Below are 19,887 nucleotides of genomic sequence, written 5' to 3'. Positions count from 1 at the left end.
TACTTTGCGGTTAAACATGAAACTTGAAACAAAAAGTTTATTTTGCTGTAATCAATTCTATTTTTCCATAAACCGCTCCAAGTGCCTCAAAAACCTCATCTTGATTTTCATTAGCTATCCACCCTTTTTGAGAAAGTTCATTTCTCACTTCAGTTTCAGATTTACCTTTTATAAAGTAATAAGTAGTGAAATCTAAAACCTCAACAGGAATTTTTTCAAGCTGATAAGTAGTTACTACAGAAACTACTCGTAAAAGAGCAACATAATAGGTCAAAACCAATTGAATAATCCAACTTATTATCAAACCTATCCATCCCGTATTTAACGTTTTTATCGTTAAACCTTCTTCAAATCTGATTTTTAAAAATTCCAAAAAACTGATTCGCTCATAATTATTTTCATTTAAAATGATTTCCATCTGAAAATATTGATTGGAAAGGTATATCAAGAATATCATCCCCATGAGCAGATACTCAATTTTAGCCATTTCTGTAAAATTGGACCATTTGATGACATATTTTAATAAAAGTGAAATGGCAATTCCTACTAAAACTTCATAAACTCCAATGAAATATATAAAATGTATGGAAAGCTCAGCCACTATAAAACCAAGAATTAATGAGATAAACAAGCCTCCCGCTATTAAAATTGGAAAATTTTTCTTTCTTGTTTCGCTTGGCTTTGGCAAATCTTCTGGAATTACATAATCATCCCAATTATTTTTCTTTTCCGTTTCTCTTTCAAGTTCGTTTAAAGCCTCTTTATCAAATTCATTTTCAGTTTCTTTAAAAGCATAAATAAATAATCTTGCTCTTTTAGAATTACGTCCATTATCCCAAATTTCACCCCCTAAAGACTCGCTTTTTACTTCAACATTTCCGTGATTATACGTTATCGTAATTCCTTCAGTATATTGATCAATACCAAATGAGCTTACTTTTTTTTTGGCTTCAATTGAGTTTTCGCTTTTATAAACAATATCCCAATCTAATTTAGAAATTGTTTTTTCGGCAATGGGAATGAAAACTGTTTTACTTAAAGCGGTACGAAATTCTTCTGTAAATTTTGGCGAACCGAAACTATGTTTTTTCTTAATTGATTTTTCGTAAATTTTTAAATTCTCTTCCATTTTGTTTTTTATTTCAGGTTTCAGGCTTCAGGTTTCAGGCTTCAGGTTTCAGGCTTCAGGTTTCAGGTTTCAGGTTCGTTGTGAATTAAACCCGACAGGTTTCAAAAAACCTGTCGGGTTTGAACTTGAAATGTCTCGTCCTGAAAAAAGTTGACTATAATTAACTTAATTATGTCACTAACAAGAGAAGTATTTAAAAGAATTGTGCCTGATTGCACTTACAGTGAGGCATTCAAAAAACAGGTTGTAAAAGAATTTGAACTGGGATTATTTTGCAAGGCAGATCTTCGCCGTCGTTACCAAATCAGAAGTCATAGCTGTATCGACAGTTGGTTAAGAAAATATGGTAAATTTACATATCTGGAAAAACTAACACTGGGACGACCTATGAAAGATCCTCAATCTCAACGCATCAAAGAACTCGAAGCTCAATTAGCTAAGAAAGAGCAAGAATTATTGGTCTTTAAAAAGTTTATTGAAATAGCCGAACGCGAGCTAAAAATCGAGATTGTAAAAAAGTCTGGTTCCAAGCAGTCCAAGAAATAAATCGTATATACAGGGTTAGTCCTTGTGAAATATGTCGATTGTTTGGATACAGTAAACAAGCTTATTACAAACGAAAATCACATCTATTAAAGTCAATTCCCGACAAAGTACATCTCAAATCTTTGGTAATGTCGGTTCGTCAAAAGCTGCCAAAAACCGGTGGCAGAAAACTGCATTATATGCTGAAAGATGATTTAAAAAGACATCAAATAAAGATTGGCAGAGATAAATTGTTTGATTTTTTACGTGATGAATATTTATTAGTCCCTAAAGCTAGAAGATATTACAAGACAACAAATTCAAGACATTGGATGCGTAAATATCCAAATTTAATAAAAGAAATCAAGCTCAATGAGCCTGAGCAGGTTTGGGTTGCTGATATTACTTATCTAAGAACTAAAGAACAAACATATTACCTGCATTTGATAACAGATGCATACTCGAAGAAAATTGTAGGTTATAATTTATCGGATAATTTAATGGCTTCTTCTACATTAGAAGCTTTAAAGATGGCTGTCGGTAATAGGAAATACAGCAGAAATCTCATACATCATTCAGATAGAGGTCTTCAATATTGCAGCAAAGAGTACACGGAATATTTATCTCAAAGCAAGATTCTGATAAGTATGACACAAAACTATGATCCATATGAAAATGCAGTTGCAGAAAGAGTAAATGGTATTTTAAAAGAAGAATTTGGATTATCTGAAATCTTTGAAGATTTTGAAAATCTGAAAAAGCAAGCTCTAGAATCTATTTTATTTTATAATCAAATAAGAGTGCATTTATCAATAAATATGCTGACTCCAAATCAAGCACATTTACAAAATCAAATCAAACTCAAAAGATGGAAAAAAACAAATCGGAACAAAAATAATTCTGTTCCGATTTAATTAATTTTATATTACTAATCGAGTCAACCTTTTTCAGGACAACTCAAAACTTAAAACCTGAAACAAAGAAAACTTGAAACAAAAATTATTTAGTCAACAATCCGTTAACCATATCTTCTAATGCTTTTCCGTGAATGTTTTTAGCTAAAATGATTCCGTTTTTGTCAATCAAAAAGTTCAACGGAACAGATTGCAACATATAATCTGCTACAACTGGCGATTGCCAATATTTCAAGTCACTTACATTTGTCCAAGGCAATTTTCCTTTTGCAATTGCGCCTGTCCACAAAGGCTTTTTCGTATCCATAGAAACGCCATAAATCGATAATTTCTCTGGATATGCGTTATGCAATTTTAGCAATGTTGGCTGTTCTTTAATGCATGGTCCGCACCAAGACGCCCAGAAATCAACCAAAACTAGTGAACCTCTAAAAGAAGAGAGCGCAACAAGATTTCCTTTTGTATCTGGAAGTTCAATTTCTGGAGCAATATTTCCAACATCGACACCTACAACTTGCGCTTTTGAACTAGTAATTACAAAACATAAGAATGCTACAATAAGTAAAGTTTTTTTCATAATTGATTAAGTTTAATTTGTTTTGGGGATTGTTTTTAATCTCGCATAGTCACAAAGTTTTTAGTTATGCCAATTGAATCGCCTACAGCTAACGCTGGAAATAATTCAAAAAGCTTTGCGACTCTGCGACTTTGCGAGATTAATACATTAGCAAATATAAATTTTCTTTCATAAAACAGCCAGTTTTACTTCTCCAATCATAAAATTATCCTAAATAATTTTATCTTAATTGATATATCGAGAAAAGTCGATATATTTGCTTCATGGAAAATATAGAACTTTTTAAAGCCCTTTCGAACAAATCCAGACTGCAAATGCTGGAATGGCTGAAAGAACCTGAAATAAACTTTCCAGGTCAGCTGGAACATGGTGGATTTGAACACGGCGTTTGCGTTGGGCAAATTCAGGCAAAAGCCGGTTTGACGCAATCTACAGTATCTGAATACTTGTCTATTTTACAGCGCGCTGGTTTTATCGAAGCCAAGCGTGTTGGGCAATGGACTTATTATAAACGCAACGAAGGTGCCTTTGAAGCACTTAGTAAATTAATTCAATCTAATTTGTAAAATTACTATGAGTACAAACAACCTATTTTCAGAGTTTAACTTAAAATCATTAAATCTGAAAAACCGAATCGTAATGGCGCCAATGACGCGCTCTTTTTCTCCAAACGGAGTTCCAACTGACAATGTCGCTTCTTATTACCAAAAAAGAGCCGAAGGTGAAGTTGGTTTAATCTTATCAGAAGGAACTGTAATTGACAGGCCTTCATCATCAAACGATGCTAATGTTCCTCATTTTTATGGAGAATCATCTTTAAACGGATGGAAAAAAGTAATCGACGGAGTTCATGCTGCTGGCGGAAAAATGGGGCCACAAATCTGGCATATGGGAATTATGGACAATCATCATTCTGGATGGGTTCCTCCTGTTCCTTTTGAGGGGCCGTCTGGATTAAACCGTCCTGATTTCAGAAACGGAATTACGATGTCTGAAAAAGATATTGAAAATACTATTTTGGCTTTTGGAAAAGCTGCCGCTGATGCTAAAAGATTAGGTTTTGATACAATCGAAATTCACGGCGCACACGGTTATTTGATTGACCAATTCTTTAGAGCCGAAACAAATTTACGCGATGATATTTATGGCGGAAAAACGTTGCCAGAACGTAATCGTTTTGCTATTGAAGTCGTAAAAGAAGTTAGAAAGCAAGTCGGGAATGATTTTGCTGTGATCATGCGTTTTTCTCAATTCAAGCCTTCTGATTACAACTATAAACTGGCCAAAAATCCGCAGGAATTAGAAGCTTGGCTAACGCCTCTTGTTGATGCCGGAGTTGATATTATACACGCTTCACAACGCAGATTCTGGGAATCAGAATTTGAAGGTTCTGATTTGAACTTTGCTGGGTGGGCTAAAAAAGTTACTGGAGCTCCAACTATTACTGTAGGTTCTGTTGGACTTTCTAGCGATTTCTTTGGTGCTTTTGCAGGAGAAAGTTCTGAACCAACTTCTTTAGAAGAATTAAATAGACGTTTCGACAGAGGTGATTTTGATTTGGTTGCTGTGGGAAGACCACTTTTATCTGATCCAAATTGGGTTGCTAAAATTAAAGCTGGAAAAACTGAGGAATTGAAAGGTTTCAGTAAAGAAGCTTTGGGAGCATTAGTTTTAGAATAACTTGCTATGAGACTCTAAGCTACTAAGTTGCTGAGATCCTAAGCTTTCATTCTCATATCAAATTCTTAGAGTGTCTTTAAATACAAAAGGGATAAACAAATTATGTTTATCCCTTTTTTGAATATCTATAACTAACAAAATTAGAAATTCAATATTTTTAAAGAGGCCCAAAGGTTCAGAGTAACAAAGTGACAAAGTTTTCCCTTACTATCTCTGAATCTTTTAAGCAACTTTTCTTTTCTGAAATTTATTCTGAAGCCAATTTCTAACGGGTTCATCATATAATTTCAAGCATACATACGCTAAAACTATGCTCGCAATTAAAAGAGCAATTCCGGGAATTAAACCGTCTTGCAAAGAAACTTTATTGTTTACAACCCAAGCCGTGTACCAGTAAATCAGCGGATAATGCGTAATGTAAATTGGATATGAAATATCGCCTAAAAGCTTGCATATTTTAAGAGAAAAAGGATTTTTTATTTCTCCTCCTGCTCCAATTGCAACAATCAGCGGGAAAACCAAAATAATACAGACAGATTCATATAAACCGTTCATCCATAATGAATTTTCGTCTCCAAATCTTGGCAAAGCCAAAACAACAGTGATTAAAATAGTGCAAATCCAGAAAGCTCCTTTTAAATGAATTAATTTTCCTAAACGGCAAAGCAACATTCCTGCAAAAAATGGATAAAGCAAACGAGTAAATCCTATATTCATTTGTTCCAAGTTTAAAGACCATCCTCCTATTACATCGCCTTTTGGTCCAAAAACAAGATAATTAATTAGCAGTCCGGCAAATAGCAGCACAAAAACTGATAGTACTTTTTTCGAAAATTTGCGAAAGATTAGGGCGTACAAGATATTTGCAATATATTCAAAAAAAAGCGACCATGCCGGACCGTCTAAAGGATGCATTTCTCCCCAACCCCTGATTTCTAATGAAGGTGGAATTGGCAATAATGTAAATCCGATTACCATTGTTACAATCACTTTCCAAACTTCCATATTTGCAATCATTGGAAATAATATATCTGAAGCTTGAAAATAATAAAATAAGGCGCCAATAATCATTCCCATAATTACCATGGGCTGCAATCGAATTAACCGGCGTTTGTAGAACTCCCATTGTGTCATTTTTGTCCAGCGATCGTCATACGCGTAAGCGACAACAAATCCGGACAAAAGGAAAAAGAAATCCACAGCCAAATAGCCATGATTAATAATTTGTTTAAATCGATTTCCTGCAGCGAAAGTCTCAAAAATGTGAAACGTCACAACTAAAATGGCTGCAACGCCACGCAAACCGTCGAGTATTTCGTAATGTTTTTTTGGTTGAATATTGGTCATTTTAATGGTTAATTATAAATTGTTAATGGTGAGTTTTAATTGATAATTATTATTGATGATTTTTCAGCCATTCTAATCTTCTTTGATCTGGAAGATGCTTTACAGTGAAGTTTTCGAATTTCGCTTCAAAACCATTTCCGTCTGGCGAAGCGGCCATTAAGCCTACCATAACTGGCGTGTTATCCTGCAAAGGTGCATTTCTGGTCATGATGTAATTTTTATCATCATAAGAGAAAAAAACCTCAACAGCATCTAATCGTCGCACAACTTTAATCCAAACAAATGGTGGCGCTTTGTCAAGTGTGGTAACGCTCCAATCGCTTTTATCATGCGTTACGACCGTACTAATATTGAATTTTCCGTCAACAAATTCGACTCCTGTTTTGATGTAGTTTTTCTCATCAATACGAATCATTAATCCCATTTGGTCAAAACGTGCGATATAATTTCCTGTAATTTTTACTTTGGCTTCAAACTCCCCGCCATAAGTGGCATAATAAAAAGGCGCATCATCAACCGTAAATCCGTAATGCGAAATTCTCCAATAGTCACTGTTTGGAGTAACGTTCATAATTAATGCATTGTTTTTGATTTCCCATTTTTCAGGCTCATTAAACCATTTCATTTTACTAAGAGTTTGTGCCGAAAGGTTTTGTGCAATAAGCAAAGTAAAAACAATAAATAGAATATTTTTCATGTCATTTATTTTTTTGAACCATTAAGATAGTAAGAAAATTAAGACTGACTTAATGAATCTTACCGTTAAAAAAATAAGAAAATAAAGCCTTAATTGTCTTACTATCTTAATGGTAAATTTTAAATCAAAAGCAAAGCTGTAAACTTTTACATTTACAGCTTTACAAACCAACCAATTTAGAAATAATAAAACTTATTGAAGTGAGAATCCCACTTTAGATTTTATATCTGTAGATGATGCACCAATTAAAGCCTCAAAAGCTCCTGGTTCAGCAACCCAGTCGTGTTTTTTATCATCAAAGAAACTTAAGGCTGTTTTATCGATCGTAATACTCACCGTTTTTTCTTCTCCAGCTTTAAGCGAAACTTTCTCAAAACCTTTTAATTCCTTAATTGGACGAGGCAAAGATGATTTTAAATCGCTGATATAAAGCTGTACTGTTTCTGATCCTTCACGGCTTCCTGTATTTTTTACAGTAACTGAGAACGTAATTTTCTCGCCAGAAGTCATTTGTTTTTTATCAGCTGTAACTTTTCCATAAGCAAAAGTGGTATAGCTTAATCCATGTCCAAAAGGGAATAATGGTTTGATTTTTTGTTTGTCTGCCCAACGGTATCCAACATAAATTCCTTCGTTGTAAACAACCTCATCTCCGCCTGGGAATTGTCCTAAAGCGTGTGCCCCGTTATCATTTAATTTTACTGGGAAAGTAAAAGTCAATTTTCCTGACGGATTCACATCTCCAACTAAAACATTTGCCAAAGCATTTCCAGCTTCAGTTCCTAAAAACCATCCTTGAACAACTCCAGGAACTTCTTTAATCCATGGCATTGCCACAGCATTTCCAGAAATATTGATGAAAACAATGTTTTTATTTACTTTCGCTAATTTGCTGATTAACTCATCTTGTCCATAAGAAAGTTCCAATCCTTTACGATCATGTCCTTCGTCATCTTGATTTGGGCTTTTGTTCAAACCTCCAATGAAAAGAACGATATCTGCATCTTTTGCCACTTTTAAAGCTTCAGCAGTCAATTCTGCAGGTGAACGTTTTTCTTCTAAACTTACTTTAGCTACAACTCCATTATAATTGCTTGTTGGATCTCCAACGTAACCGCGAGCATAAACGATTTCAGCTTGATTTCCGATTTTTTTCTTTAATCCTTCTAAAGGTGTAATTTCGTATCTTGCTTTAAGAGAAGAACTTCCCCCTCCTACTGTCATCATTTTGATTGCATTCTCACCAATTACAGCAATTTTCTTTGTTTTAGAAAGGTTGATTGGCAAAATGTTGTTGTTGTTTTGTAATAAAACAATTCCTTCTTCAGCGATTTTACGACCTGCATCAGCGTGTTCTTGTGTTCCAAAAGAACCAAAAGGGCGATTTTTATCCATTGTCGTCAAGAAAGCCAAACGCAGAATACGACGCACTTTTTCGTCTAATTCTTTTGTTCCAACTTCTCCCTTTTTAATCATTTCAGAATAAGGTTTTGCTAAATAATAATTATCATAAGCATTGCTCGTTCCCCAAGAAAGCCCGTTTGTCCAAGAACCGAATTCCATATCTAAACCATTATAAATAGCTTGTTTGGTATCGTGAACTCCACCCCAATCTGAAACTACAACGCCTTTGAATCCCCATTCTTTACGAAGAATATCGTTTAACAAAAACTCATTGTGGCAACATTGCTGTCCTTTGTATTTGTTGTAAGATCCCATGATCGCCCATGCATCACCCTCTTGCACAGCTGCTTTAAAAGCTGGAAGATAGATTTCGTATAATGCGCGGTCGTCAACCACAACATTTACGGTATTACGATTTGTTTCCTGATTGTTTAATGCAAAGTGCTTTACACAAGCAGCAACTCCATTTGACTGAACTCCTTTAATATAAGGAACAACCATTTTTGAAGTCAAAAACGGATCTTCTCCCATATATTCGAAGTTTCTTCCGTTCAATGGGCTTCTGTAGATATTAACTCCAGGTCCTAATAGTACGTTTTTATTACGGTAACGTGCTTCTTCTCCGATAGATTTACCATATAAAGAAGCCAATTCCTTGTTCCAAGTTGCAGAAAGTGCTGTAAGGGCAGGGAAAGCAATACATGAATCGTTTGTCCATCCTGCTTGATCCCATTCGTCCCATTTTACTTCCGTACGAATTCCGTGTGGTCCATCGGTCATCCAGTTTTCTGGAATTCCAAGACGTTTTACACCTGGCGAACTAAATTTAGATTGCGCATGAATCATGGCAATTTTTTCGTCAGTTGTCATTCTTTTAAGCGCATCTTCTACACGCTCATCAATTGGCTTTTTATCATCAAGATAAACCGGAACTTTATTTTGTGCATTCAACCCGAATGAACTCAATAAAACTAAAACAACAATTGTTTTAACGTTTTTAAACATAACTATTATAATTTATTTAAGCATTCAACTTATATAAAAGGTCTAGTGGGCAATTGTACCTTTTATTACTATTGTAAAACTAAAACGTTATCGTATAAGTTACATTTTTAAACGCAAAAAAGTAGTGAATTAAAAAATCAAACGACTGATTATCAATTGAATAAATAAAAAAAAGCACTAAAAAAAGTAGTGCTTTTAAAATTTTTCTTTACGATTTCAAAGTAATTAAACCTATTTTCATGACCATTTCTTCAAAATCATTTCGGGAAACTGCCGCTTTATTTCGAGCTCTGGTTCTGTAATTGTAAATTGTGCTTAAAGAATAACGAAGAAATGCCGCTATCTTAACACTGTCTGTAATTCCGAGTCGGATTAAAGCAAAAATTCTTAATTCGGTATTCAGCAATTCATTCTGTTTTAAAACAATTTGCTCTTCCGGAATTAGCAACGCGTTAAAATCTTTTACAAAGGTTGGATACAGATTCAAAAAGATAATATCGAAGTTTTTGTACAATTCTTCCAATTCATTATCCACCAAAGTAGTTGATTTCAGAATTTTATAAATCTCATCAAACTGTTTTGCTGTCGCTTTTTTATTTAAAATAATCCTATAATTCTCTAATTTATTGATGTAAGTCGAACAAAGGCTAAAAAAATGCGCGATATATTCTTCCTTAACATGGTTTGATTCAGACAATTGCGAGTTTCTTTCCTGCAATTGTTCATTGGTTTCGGTTATATCTTTGTTTAATTCGGCTAATTTCTGACTGGTTTCATACAATTCTCCCCGAATTCTAGAAACCTTTTTCATTTGTTTGTACACGTAAATTATCGCAACAATCAAAAATAGAGACAACAAACTGATACACAATAAATAAACCTGCAATTCGGTTTTTCGTTTTGCTTCTCGCTCCAAATAAACAGTATTAATAATCGAATATACCTCAGACATTAAAAGCGTCCTAAACTGTACATTGCAGTAAAGTGCATCTTCAATTGCAGATTGCGTGAGCTTATATGCCATATCAACATCACCAATTTCATAAAAAACAGATGCTAATTCCTGCAACGAAGCATTGTCTTTATTTGCATTTTTCAGATCAGATGTGGCAGAAAGTGCATAATATATTTTTCGAAATTCAAGATTATTGGTCGCTTCGTATATTTTTGCTAAAAGATAAGTAATCATCGCGTATTGTGGATTATCTTCTTTAGTAACTTTCAATAAAGCTTTTAGCTGCTTTTCGGTGTTGATGTATTTTTTTAAAAAGATATCTTGCGTAATCCTATTGATTTTATAATCTAAAGTATTTGGCTTTAAAACCATTAAAAGCGAATCGCGGTATTTAGCAATTTGCTGACGGTATTCCTCATTATAACTATTGGCGGCATAATGCTCAAAAAATTCTCTATACGAAATGTAATAATTTGGCACTAAATCAGGAGACAAAGCTTTCTTATTGATGCTTTTTAAGATCGCTTCAGACTCTCGATATTTTCCAGAAGAAGAATAAAGCGTTACTAATTCCAATTGAGCCAAGTTTAAAAGTGCTTTATTCTGAAGTGTTTCTGCAATACGTACATTCTTTTTCACATAGCGAATCGCCGAATCCGAATTGAATTTCTGATACTCGAGATATAGTGTTTTATTGTAATTATATTCTTGTTCTGGCGTTAAACCTTCAGATTTTATTTTCTTAAAGTTTAAAATTCGTTCTTCTTTGAGCTTTACATAATGCTGTTTATTTTTTAACGCATCATTTAATTTAGCCAAAATAACATCCTCGCTATCCAAAGCAAATGTTGGAAAGCTAAGCAAAAAAGTAAAAAACAATAAAAGGTTTTTCAATGTGGTGGTGGTCGATAGTTTTTAGAAAAGCAAATATAGGGAGATACTCAGATTCTAAGATGCTAAGGTGCTAAGTTTTTTTTCGCCACGACCCGAGCGATAGCGAACGGACGAAGTAATTGCACTAATTTTCACTAATTTTTAAAATTATAATTCGTGTAGATTCGTGCAATTCGTGGCAAAAAACCTTATTTTCTTGCAATTGGTGCCGAAAGACAGCTTTCTGGAATATCAAAAGCATTTACCAATGCCACAGCGTCAGGACGAATATCCCAACACAATTGATTGACCATTTTTCGTATGGCTTTTGTTTTAACGGCTTCCATATAGCCATCTTCAAGATACCAGCCTTTGTTTTTTTCGATCTGCGAAAGCGCAAATAATTGATATAGTTTGGTCAATATTTGTTTCGAATTTTCATCTTTAATCGCCTTTAAAGCTTCTTGGAATTGCTCTAAAACAATTCGTTCCAAATAAGCCTGAGCCACATCAATCATTTGATGTTGCACCACATTAAAGGCATCATAAGCTTCTAAACCGCCGTCAACTAATTTTTTAATGCGTCGCGCCGCCGAAGCCAAAATTGTTTTTTCTCTATGAACAAAAGCTTGATGATGGAATTCTGAATCCAATAAATGCTCTTCCTCCGTTCTTCGGGTTGCGATTGGGTTTTTCTCCGCAAGCGCCGTTTTGGCATTTTCATACACATAATTGATGATGCCGAGCGAACCCATTTCGCCAAAAGATTTTCTGAATTCTGACAAACGATTTTTTGCCACTAATTGCATCAAAACCGTATTATCGCCTTCAAAAGTCGTATAAATTTCGGTGTCATTTTTTAAAGCGTCAATTCGGTTTTCAGATAAATATCCTTTTCCGCCACAAGCTTCGCGACATTCTTGCAGAATATCTCTTGTGCTCCAAGTAGAATATGATTTTAATCCTGCAGCCAAAGCTTCGATTTCTTGCATTTCAGCTTCGGTTCTGTTCAAAAATCTATTGGTCAAATATTGAAGCGCAAAATGAACCGCATAAGTCTTCGCTAGATTTGGCAATAATCTTCGCTGATGCATTCTGTAATTTAGAATTGGAACTTCAGATCCGCCTTCTGGTCCAAATTGTCTTCTTTGATCGCTGTAGCGAATGGCAATGGTCAATCCTGATTTGGCTGCTGCCAAAGCTGATCTCGGAATTCCGATTCTTCCTCCTACCAAAGTTCCCAACATCGTAAAAAATCTACGATTATCACTTGGAATCGCACTTTCGAATTCGCCCTTTTCGTTTACAGAAGCAAAACGATCGAGCATATTGTCCTTCGGAATTACGACATTGTCAAAACTGATTGTTCCGTTATCAACGCCATTTAAACCCATTTTATGGCCACAATCACCAATGGTTACTCCGTTTAAAACATTTCCATTTGGATCACGCAACGGAACCACGAATGCATTTACGCCATAATCGTGATCGTCAATAATTAATTTGGCAAAAACAGTCGCCATTTGGCCGTGAACTGCCGCGTTGCCAATATATTCTTTCTGCGCGTTTTTATTGGGCGTATGAATCGTAAAAGTCTGATTGTCGTGATTATAAGTTGCCCTCGTTTCTAAACCTTTTACGTTTGATCCGTGATGGGTTTCGGTCATCGCAAAACAACCCGGGAGTTTTAGTGAACCAATGTCTTTTAGATATTTTGCATAATGTTTTTCGGTTCCAAGTGACTGAACGCTCATTCCCCAAAGTCCAAATTGCACTCCAAATTTAATTACCAAACTTAAATCGTGATAACTCAGCGTTTCCATAATCGCAAAATAATCCTCTACGCTTCCACCTCCGCCATATTCTTTCGGATACGCCATATTTCCGAGGTTTTCTTCTGCTAAAATTTTGCACCAATTGTAAACCGTTTGGCGAAAAACATTGATATCTGTCGAAGTTTCATAAGCAAATTCAGGTCGGGAAATAATTGATTTTACTCTTTTTATGATTGGCGCTTCTTTTCCATCCAACAATTCGGTTATTTTTTGAATATCAAAATTGTTTGTCGTTTGAGAATTCGCCGTAAACGAATCTGCTTTTGTTTTGAAATTCTGAAGCGCTTCTTCGCCTAAAATTCCTAAATCATTTTCGAGTTTTTTAAAATCAGATTCAATTGGGGTTAAATCCAAATCACTTCCAGAAAGCGCTTTTGCAATATCAAAAATTGATTTTATAGAAGATTTATCCTGAATGCTTTTTTCAATATCCGATTTCCATTGTGTGAGTTCATTTCGCGAAGGCGGATTTGAAATATCTACTTTAGAAAGCAAATATTCTTTTTCGTCTGGAGATAAAACATTTAAGGAATTTATAAACTCTTTTAAAGTTGTAAATTCTTTCTGTGTCAGTAAATCATCTGACCACACTAGATAAAATAACGGAGTAAAGGCTTGAAGTTTGGTATTTTGCATAACGAATCTTAAAATTAACTTTTGTTAAATTAAAGAAATTTATGGTTTAAAGTAAGTTAAGGTTCTCTTAATAAATCTGACCAAAGCTAAAAAATCAGCCATTAACTTTACTATTCATCATACCGCTCACCACTTTTATCATGATTTTTCTAGGAAGAAATCTCGGCAAAAAAGATTGAACATAATTCATTCTTCCAACAATTTTAAAGCTTTTATTTTTAAGCAATGCCTGTATTCCTTGTTTTGCAACTGTTTCTGGAGTATCAGCCGCCATTCCTTTGGTATTGGCTTTTGCAACTGCTTGAAAACCTGTTGTGGTATTGCCTGGGCAAAGTGAAGTAATGGTAACACCTTTATGATTATACTCTCCATATAACGCTTCCGAAAAATTAAGCACAAAAGATTTACTAGCACAATATGCTGCAACATATGGACAAGGCTGCAACGCTCCAGTAGAAGCAACATTAATAATGCCGCAATCTTTCTTCTTTATCATGTCTGGAAGCACCAAGTAAGATAGTTTAACGAGAGCATTAATATTGATTTCTACCATTTCTTCATAATCTTCCATTGTCTCATCAAGAAAATTGGTCCATTTTCCAAAACCCGCATTATTAACTAGCAAATCGACAGAAAGACCTGCTTGTTTTATGCTTTCATACAATTGCTGTGGTGTTTCTTTTTTAACAAGATCGCCTTCAAAAACATTTACTTTAACTTGATATGCTGCAGCGATTTTTTTGGCTAAGAGATTTAGTTTATCTTTTGATCTTGCAGTTAAAATAAGATTTACGCCTTGTTTAGCCAATTCATAAGCAAAAGCTTCTCCAATTCCAGATGACGCACCTGTAACCAGTGCTGTTTTGTTTTTTATTGTTTTCATTTCTTTAGTATTAATGATGAGGCAAAATTCATTAATAACTAAACCAATCTACTTGACCTATGTTAGGAAATAAGCTTTTTCCTGATTCGGCTTAAACTTTCAGGTTTTATCCCAATAAAAGAAGCTATATATTGAAGTGGAACATTTTGAATAATATCAGTATTATCTTTGAGTAATTTTAAATAACGTTCTTCAGCAGACAAATTAATAATGTCTTTTGTTCGCTGTTCATTATAAATAACGGATTGTTCATAGGTTATTCTGGCAAAATCTGCCCATTTTTGACTTTCCTGACATAAAAGGTCGAGATTGCTTTTGGTAATTCTCAGCACTTCACAAGAAGTAATGCACTCTATATTATCCGTTGAATTTGTACCGTTTATAAAGCTATTAAAAGACGAGATGAAACCTGACGGACAATTAATATGTGTGGTAATCTGACTTCCTTCTTCATTATAAAAAATCCGAATAAAACCTGAATTGATGAAATACAGATATTTTGTAGGCTTATTCTCTACCTCCAATAACTGTCCTTTTTCACAACACACAGACTCAAAAAAGTTTTCCATCAAAACCATATCTGTATCATCTATGGCAATAATTTCACGGATTAAATTTACAAGTCTGCTATTCTTCATATTAATAAAATCAATTTGTTGTTTTTTTTTTGCCACAGATTACACAGATTAAACGGATTTTTTTTCGCCACGAATTACACCAATTTCCACTAATTTCTTTTTTAAGTAAGCATTCCTTTAGACAAATCAATTCGTGGAAATTGGTGTAATTCGTGGCTATTTTTTAAACACAGTAATTAATCCGTTTAATCTGTGTAATCTGTGGCCTATTTTTTTCATAAAAAAAACAGGAATGAAAAATAATCATTCCTGTTTTAAAACCCTGTTAAGATTCTCGTAATTTTACTTTCTAAACCAATAAAAATTGCAAAACCAACTATTGAGAATCTTTAGACGACAGGATGTATTTTTGTCTTATCGCAAAAATATGATGTGAATTAAAAACTAACACCGCTATAAAAATTATGCTGTAAGCTGCAATCTGCAAAGTGCTTATTTTCTCTTTGAAAACAAACGCAGCCAACATAAAAGCAATCATTGGATTAATATTCAATAACATCCCAACAGTTGAAGACGGAAGTCCTGAAAGCGCATACAAATTCAGAAATAACGGAATTATCGTAAAGGCAATCGCAATCGTTTCGATACAGAAATAAAACTTGAATTCTGTTGGAACTGGTCCGCTGTAAGCTGGATAAAAAGGTAATAAAACCAACGCTGCCAAAGTAATATGAAATGTTAGCACAATGAATTTATCGAAACCTTTATTGATTCTTTGGCTTACCAAATATGAGGCATAAGTCAATCCGATTATGATGCTGTAAAACATATCCATAATATCTGCATAAGAAAGCAACAGACAGCCCAAAATACTTAGTCCAACAGCGAGCCATTGTGTTTTGGCAAGTTTTTCTTTCAATAAAAAATAGGCCAATAAAGTGGTCAAAATCGGGCAAACCAAATAAGCCAGAGAAGTCGCCTTAACGCTTACATGATTCATTACATAAATAAAAGTGAACCAATTGGCCATTAAAAAGAAGCTTCCGCCAATGTTAAGCAAAACTGCTTTCTTCTTTTCTGAAGAAGAAAGCGCTTTGAAACTCCCCACGGTTTCTTTTATTTTGCTTCTTTTGAAAAGAAAAGCAATCAACAGCATTAAAATACTGCAGCTGAAAACTCTAAAAAATAAAATATCTAAGGATTGATAATCATGAATTGGTCTTAAAACCAAACTGAAAAACCCCCAGACCGTATAAGCGGTAATCGCTGCTGTATAATATTTTGTTGTTTTCACGATTTCTATTTCTTCTTTTTTCTGAGACAAATTTCTTAAAAATAAAACAGCAATACAGATACAGTTTTTGTAAATTGCAGCATAACAGTTTATTTTATGAAATGAGCATAACCATAAATTAGTCGCAAACACTAATGAAAATATGCGAATTACATATTACCTATAAAAAACAATGAATATCACAATATGAAAAGTTCCAATTACTTGTATTTACAGTTTGCAGATGTTATTGAAAAACAAATAAAATCTGGTCTTTTGAATGTTGGCGACAAATTACCCTCAATTAGAGAAGTCTGCGCAGAAACGGGCTACAGCATGAGCACCGTTAGCAAAGCTTATTATGAAGTAGAAAGCAGATCGCTGATTGAATCGCGCCCGCAATCTGGATATTATGTGAGTAATATTTCTGCTCGAGCTATCGCTGAACCTTCTGCGAGCAAGCCAATATTAAAAGTCGAAAATATCGATCGAGAAGATTTACTTGATTTGGTTTACGGCGACATGCGCAAAAAAGACATTACAATGTTGTCACTTGGTTTTCCTTCTAATGAATTGCTTCCAATTGCAAAATTAAACAAAGGAATGGTGCAGGCCATGCGCCAATTGCCAAATAGCGGTACAAGTTATGAGGAAGTTCAAGGAAACAACAATTTAAGAAAAGAAATTGCTCGCTGGTCTTTTACTTGGGGCGGTTCGTTGACTGAAGATGATATTATTACAACTCCAGGCTGCATTTCTGCAATTTCAGATTGTTTGTTGACGCTGACAAAACCAGGTGACACTATTATTACCGAAAGTCCGATTTATTTTGGAATTCTGCAATTAGCCAGATCTTTAGGATTATATGTAATGGAACTTCCAACCAATATGACAACAGGAATTGAGTTGGAAGCAGTAAAAAAAACGCTTAAAACAAATAAAGTAAAAGCCTGTGTTTTAATGAGCAATTTCAGCAATCCGTCTGGAAGTATGATGCCGAGCGAACACAAAAAAGAAATTGTAAGATTAATGGATTTCTACAATGTTCCGCTTATTGAAGATGATATTCACGGCGATTTGTATTTTGGCGCAAGCCGACCAACAAATTGTAAAACTTATGATGAAAGTGGCATCGTATTATGTTGCAGTTCGGTTTCTAAAACATTGGCGCCCGGATATCGTGTTGGCTGGGTTTCTCCAGGGAAATTCAAAAAAGAAATATTGCGAACTAAATTGTATCATACCATCTCCTCGCCTACTATTACACATGAAGTTGTGGGCGATTTCCTGAAAAATGGACGTTATGAAAATCATCTCCGAAAAATTCGTCAGATTTTAAATCGGAACTGCAATAATTACATTAATACCGTTTTGGAATCTTTTCCCGCAGGAACAAAAGTCAGCCAGCCTCAAGGCGGATTTTTCCTTTGGGTTGAATTGGATAAAAAAATTGATACTGCCGCGTTTTATCATTTGGCAATGAAACACAATATTAGTATTGCGCCGGGCAGGATTTTCTCGTTTCAGGATCAATTTTCAAACTGTATGCGTTTGAGTTTTGGACTTCCTTGGACAAATGAGTTGCGACAATCGATTCAAACTTTAGGGAATTTGCTTAAAAAATATTCGCTTTAAAATAAAAAAACCAGACAGCGCCACTAATTAAAACGCTGCCTGGAACAAATTGAGAAACCAAGTCAATTATTTTTTATAAAACATAGTAGGCATCTTTATCTGCCTTTTTAGGTTCTTCGTTTAATTCAAATTCTTTCAGAATATCAAATTCGCTTTGGTATTCGTTTAGCATTTGCTTGATATTTTTTTCAATGGTGTTTGCAATTGCTGTCACTGGAGTATCTGTAGCTCTGTTTTCAAACGGATCCTGCAAATGAATTGCCATTCTTTCAATTAAAAAGAATACAGCACCAATTGCCGTAATCAGCGGAATTGCAAACCAGCTTAATACACTTGTGAGTCCAAATGGCAACAACATGATGAACAACCATAACATCAATCTTATGTACATGCTATAAGTCGTTGGGAAAATGGTGTTTTTAATTCTTTCGCATTTACCCATTCCGTCACACAATCGCGTTACAGTATTGTCTATTTCAACCTGCTGATACTTATTGAATCGCTTATCGTTTTTAGCATTTCGCAAATCTCGGCCGTGCAACAGTAAAATTGCATTCGGGATATTTTGATGATTTTTGATGTATTTAACTTCCTCTTCACTCATCAATCCTTCAAGTGGTTTTACGGCATCTTTATTTCGAAGTGCTTGTCCTAGACTATAACACCAAGCAATTTGTCTTTTTGCAAAATTTTCTTTGAATTCACTTGCTTCAACAGAAAAATCTGGGTCTTTATAAAACGTCAAAACTTGACGAATTAATGTTCTAGAATCGTTTACAATTCCGCCCCACACAATTCTGGCTTCCCACCATCTATCATATGCCTGATTTGACTTAAAAGCCAACAGCAGTGATATAATTGTTCCAATCATTGTTGGAATTGCAATCGGAATATCTACGGGCAAGTTGATGAAATAATAATGAAAAATCTCAAATAAAATCGTGTAAGCTAATACAAGTACAATTTCTACTTTAATTTTCCCGAGAACGTACTTCATTGGTATTCTTTTCTTTAATAACATATTTTCGGTTTTAATTAAATTAATATTTTGTTCTGGCGACTAGCAATTAATCCTTAGTGATTAGTCTTATAGGTTGAATAAATAATATTTAAAGTCATGTTTTATTACTAAGAACTAATTACTAAGAATTAATCACTTTTTAAGCCATCTCTTCGTACAATGAAAGAACCGGAAGTCCTAGTTTTTCATTGATGTTTTCTTTTTTATTTTTTTTGAATTTGATTTTTTCTCCTTTTCTGGTTTCAACTAGCAAATCGATCTCATACTTCGAAATCGCTTCAGATAAATATGGAGCAAGATTTTCGTAATCATCGTCTATTTTAGAAGTCTGACTTACAATTTCATAAGAGAAATTCTCATTCAAAAATTGCTGTACATCTTTGACATGCATATTGGCTCTGCCGTTTTCGATATAAAGCGCTTTGGTAAAATCTTCTTTTAAATTTTCATTTCCTAAATGCAGAATTGGACATTTTTGATTTCCAGCTAATTGAATCAAATATTGATGAATACGTTTTGTTTCTCGTTTATATGAATTCGTCAAAATGACCAATTTTACTGAGAAATGCTCAATAACACGTTTAAAAAGTGGTGACGAAAGTCCGTATTGATTATGCACTTTGATTTTGCAATTTGGCGTATGATCTACGATATATCTGCAAGTTTCTAAAACTTCTTCTTGACTTATTGTAAGTCCTGTTTTCATTTCGCGTAAATAAAATGAAGAAGAAAATGAATCTGGAGTTTCGGCAACCATCAATAAAATGATTTCACAAGCCGAATCTTTGCTTTGATTTACGGCAGATTTTACTGCGCAAATGGTATCATTTTTTAAAGTAGTCGGTATAAGGATATTTTTCATAAGTATAATCGTTTAGTTTATACATACAAAATAACTTCCTGTAAATTAGAAGGATATT

16 protein-coding genes are annotated in these 19,887 nt (G+C 34.3%); 4 read left to right on the top strand and 12 right to left on the bottom strand.

Translation table 11 applies throughout. The features are described 5' to 3' along the window. Window positions 1–37 precede the first annotated feature (37 nt). A complete protein-coding gene (locus SCB73_RS15605; protein WP_320567125.1) occupies window positions 38–1,129 on the bottom strand; it encodes a hypothetical protein in 1,092 nt (363 codons plus the stop codon). 171 nt (window positions 1,130–1,300) lie between these two features. On the opposite strand from SCB73_RS15605, the gene SCB73_RS15600 reads away from it, so the two are divergent. After that, a protein-coding gene (locus SCB73_RS15600; protein WP_320566433.1) for an IS3 family transposase occupies window positions 1,301–2,568 on the top strand; the annotation gives its coding sequence in 2 pieces (ribosomal slippage) (window positions 1,301–1,640 and window positions 1,640–2,568; 1,269 coding nt in all). A gap of 85 nt (window positions 2,569–2,653) precedes the next feature. On the opposite strand, the gene SCB73_RS15595 is transcribed toward SCB73_RS15600, so the two are convergent. Further along, window positions 2,654–3,145: a TlpA family protein disulfide reductase gene (locus tag SCB73_RS15595; protein ID WP_320567124.1), complete on the bottom strand. Its 492-nt coding sequence runs from the start codon at window positions 3,143–3,145 to the stop codon at window positions 2,654–2,656. Window positions 3,146–3,408: 263 nt separating this feature from the next. Between SCB73_RS15595 and SCB73_RS15590 the strand changes: the two genes are divergently transcribed. Together SCB73_RS15590 and SCB73_RS15585 are read left to right on the top strand one after the other, a co-directional pair. Continuing rightward, a complete protein-coding gene (locus SCB73_RS15590; protein ID WP_073414322.1) occupies window positions 3,409–3,711 on the top strand; it encodes an ArsR/SmtB family transcription factor in 303 nt (100 codons plus the stop codon). 7 nt (window positions 3,712–3,718) lie between these two features. Next, window positions 3,719–4,825, top strand: a complete 1,107-nt coding sequence (locus tag SCB73_RS15585; protein ID WP_320567123.1) for an NADH:flavin oxidoreductase — start codon at window positions 3,719–3,721, stop codon at window positions 4,823–4,825. Between the two features lie 222 nt (window positions 4,826–5,047). Here the strand turns inward: SCB73_RS15585 and SCB73_RS15580 are convergent, their stop codons facing one another. The 8 genes from SCB73_RS15580 to SCB73_RS15545 form a co-directional block, all read right to left on the bottom strand. Then, the gene (locus tag SCB73_RS15580; RefSeq protein WP_320567122.1) at window positions 5,048–6,172 is read right to left on the bottom strand and encodes an acyltransferase family protein; all 1,125 of its coding nucleotides are present in this window, start codon (window positions 6,170–6,172) and stop codon (window positions 5,048–5,050) included. Window positions 6,173–6,221: 49 nt separating this feature from the next. Next, the gene (locus SCB73_RS15575; protein WP_320567121.1) at window positions 6,222–6,869 is read right to left on the bottom strand and encodes a DUF1349 domain-containing protein; all 648 of its coding nucleotides are present in this window, start codon (window positions 6,867–6,869) and stop codon (window positions 6,222–6,224) included. A 192-nt stretch (window positions 6,870–7,061) separates the two neighbouring features. Then, complete coding sequence (locus tag SCB73_RS15570) at window positions 7,062–9,278, bottom strand: glycoside hydrolase family 3 C-terminal domain-containing protein (RefSeq protein ID WP_320567120.1); 2,217 nt, start codon at window positions 9,276–9,278, stop codon at window positions 7,062–7,064. A 208-nt stretch (window positions 9,279–9,486) separates the two neighbouring features. Next, window positions 9,487–11,112, bottom strand: coding sequence for a DUF6377 domain-containing protein (locus tag SCB73_RS15565; protein ID WP_320567119.1), 1,626 nt, complete (start codon window positions 11,110–11,112; stop codon window positions 9,487–9,489). A gap of 203 nt (window positions 11,113–11,315) precedes the next feature. Continuing rightward, complete coding sequence (locus SCB73_RS15560) at window positions 11,316–13,577, bottom strand: acyl-CoA dehydrogenase family protein (RefSeq protein ID WP_320567118.1); 2,262 nt, start codon at window positions 13,575–13,577, stop codon at window positions 11,316–11,318. Window positions 13,578–13,671: 94 nt separating this feature from the next. Then, window positions 13,672–14,460 (bottom strand): SDR family NAD(P)-dependent oxidoreductase, encoded by a 789-nt coding sequence (locus SCB73_RS15555; protein WP_320567117.1) that lies wholly within the window; start codon window positions 14,458–14,460, stop codon window positions 13,672–13,674. 62 nt (window positions 14,461–14,522) lie between these two features. Then, entirely contained in the window at window positions 14,523–15,098 is a 576-nt protein-coding gene (locus SCB73_RS15550) for a Crp/Fnr family transcriptional regulator (RefSeq protein WP_320567116.1), read from the bottom strand. Between the two features lie 316 nt (window positions 15,099–15,414). Continuing rightward, window positions 15,415–16,332 carry an EamA family transporter gene (locus SCB73_RS15545; RefSeq protein ID WP_320567115.1) on the bottom strand — a complete coding sequence of 306 codons (918 nt, stop codon included), beginning with the start codon at window positions 16,330–16,332 and terminating at the stop codon, window positions 15,415–15,417. Between the two features lie 186 nt (window positions 16,333–16,518). Between SCB73_RS15545 and SCB73_RS15540 the strand changes: the two genes are divergently transcribed. Then, window positions 16,519–17,946, top strand: coding sequence for an aminotransferase-like domain-containing protein (locus SCB73_RS15540; RefSeq protein WP_320567114.1), 1,428 nt, complete (start codon window positions 16,519–16,521; stop codon window positions 17,944–17,946). 73 nt (window positions 17,947–18,019) lie between these two features. Here the strand turns inward: SCB73_RS15540 and SCB73_RS15535 are convergent, their stop codons facing one another. Next, a complete protein-coding gene (locus SCB73_RS15535; RefSeq protein ID WP_320567113.1) occupies window positions 18,020–18,967 on the bottom strand; it encodes a bestrophin family protein in 948 nt (315 codons plus the stop codon). 139 nt (window positions 18,968–19,106) lie between these two features. Continuing rightward, on the bottom strand, window positions 19,107–19,829 hold the full coding sequence (locus SCB73_RS15530; protein ID WP_320567112.1) for a hypothetical protein: 723 nt from the start codon (window positions 19,827–19,829) through the stop codon (window positions 19,107–19,109). Window positions 19,830–19,887: the final 58 nt, after the last annotated feature.

This window comes from Flavobacterium sp. KACC 22761, assembly GCF_034058155.1.
In the GTDB taxonomy this organism is placed as follows: Bacteria; Bacteroidota; Bacteroidia; order Flavobacteriales; family Flavobacteriaceae; genus Flavobacterium.
Note: the sequence above shows the minus strand (reverse complement) of the source record. Positions and strands in the feature narration are given on the sequence as shown.

What these genes read in the sequence shown, in the direction of transcription:
- SCB73_RS15535 (WP_320567113.1), bottom strand. Translation starts at nt 18,967, where the DNA reads ATGTTATTAAAGAAAAGAATACCAATGAAGTACGTTCTCGGGAAAATT.
- SCB73_RS15585 (WP_320567123.1), top strand. Translation starts at nt 3,719, where the DNA reads ATGAGTACAAACAACCTATTTTCAGAGTTTAACTTAAAATCATTAAAT.
- SCB73_RS15580 (WP_320567122.1), bottom strand. Translation starts at nt 6,172, where the DNA reads ATGACCAATATTCAACCAAAAAAACATTACGAAATACTCGACGGTTTG.
- SCB73_RS15575 (WP_320567121.1), bottom strand. Translation starts at nt 6,869, where the DNA reads ATGAAAAATATTCTATTTATTGTTTTTACTTTGCTTATTGCACAAAAC.
- SCB73_RS15550 (WP_320567116.1), bottom strand. Translation starts at nt 15,098, where the DNA reads ATGAAGAATAGCAGACTTGTAAATTTAATCCGTGAAATTATTGCCATA.
- SCB73_RS15530 (WP_320567112.1), bottom strand. Translation starts at nt 19,829, where the DNA reads ATGAAAAATATCCTTATACCGACTACTTTAAAAAATGATACCATTTGC.
- SCB73_RS15560 (WP_320567118.1), bottom strand. Translation starts at nt 13,577, where the DNA reads ATGCAAAATACCAAACTTCAAGCCTTTACTCCGTTATTTTATCTAGTG.
- SCB73_RS15570 (WP_320567120.1), bottom strand. Translation starts at nt 9,278, where the DNA reads ATGTTTAAAAACGTTAAAACAATTGTTGTTTTAGTTTTATTGAGTTCA.
- SCB73_RS15555 (WP_320567117.1), bottom strand. Translation starts at nt 14,460, where the DNA reads ATGAAAACAATAAAAAACAAAACAGCACTGGTTACAGGTGCGTCATCT.
- SCB73_RS15595 (WP_320567124.1), bottom strand. Translation starts at nt 3,145, where the DNA reads ATGAAAAAAACTTTACTTATTGTAGCATTCTTATGTTTTGTAATTACT.
- SCB73_RS15540 (WP_320567114.1), top strand. Translation starts at nt 16,519, where the DNA reads ATGAAAAGTTCCAATTACTTGTATTTACAGTTTGCAGATGTTATTGAA.
- SCB73_RS15590 (WP_073414322.1), top strand. Translation starts at nt 3,409, where the DNA reads ATGGAAAATATAGAACTTTTTAAAGCCCTTTCGAACAAATCCAGACTG.
- SCB73_RS15605 (WP_320567125.1), bottom strand. Translation starts at nt 1,129, where the DNA reads ATGGAAGAGAATTTAAAAATTTACGAAAAATCAATTAAGAAAAAACAT.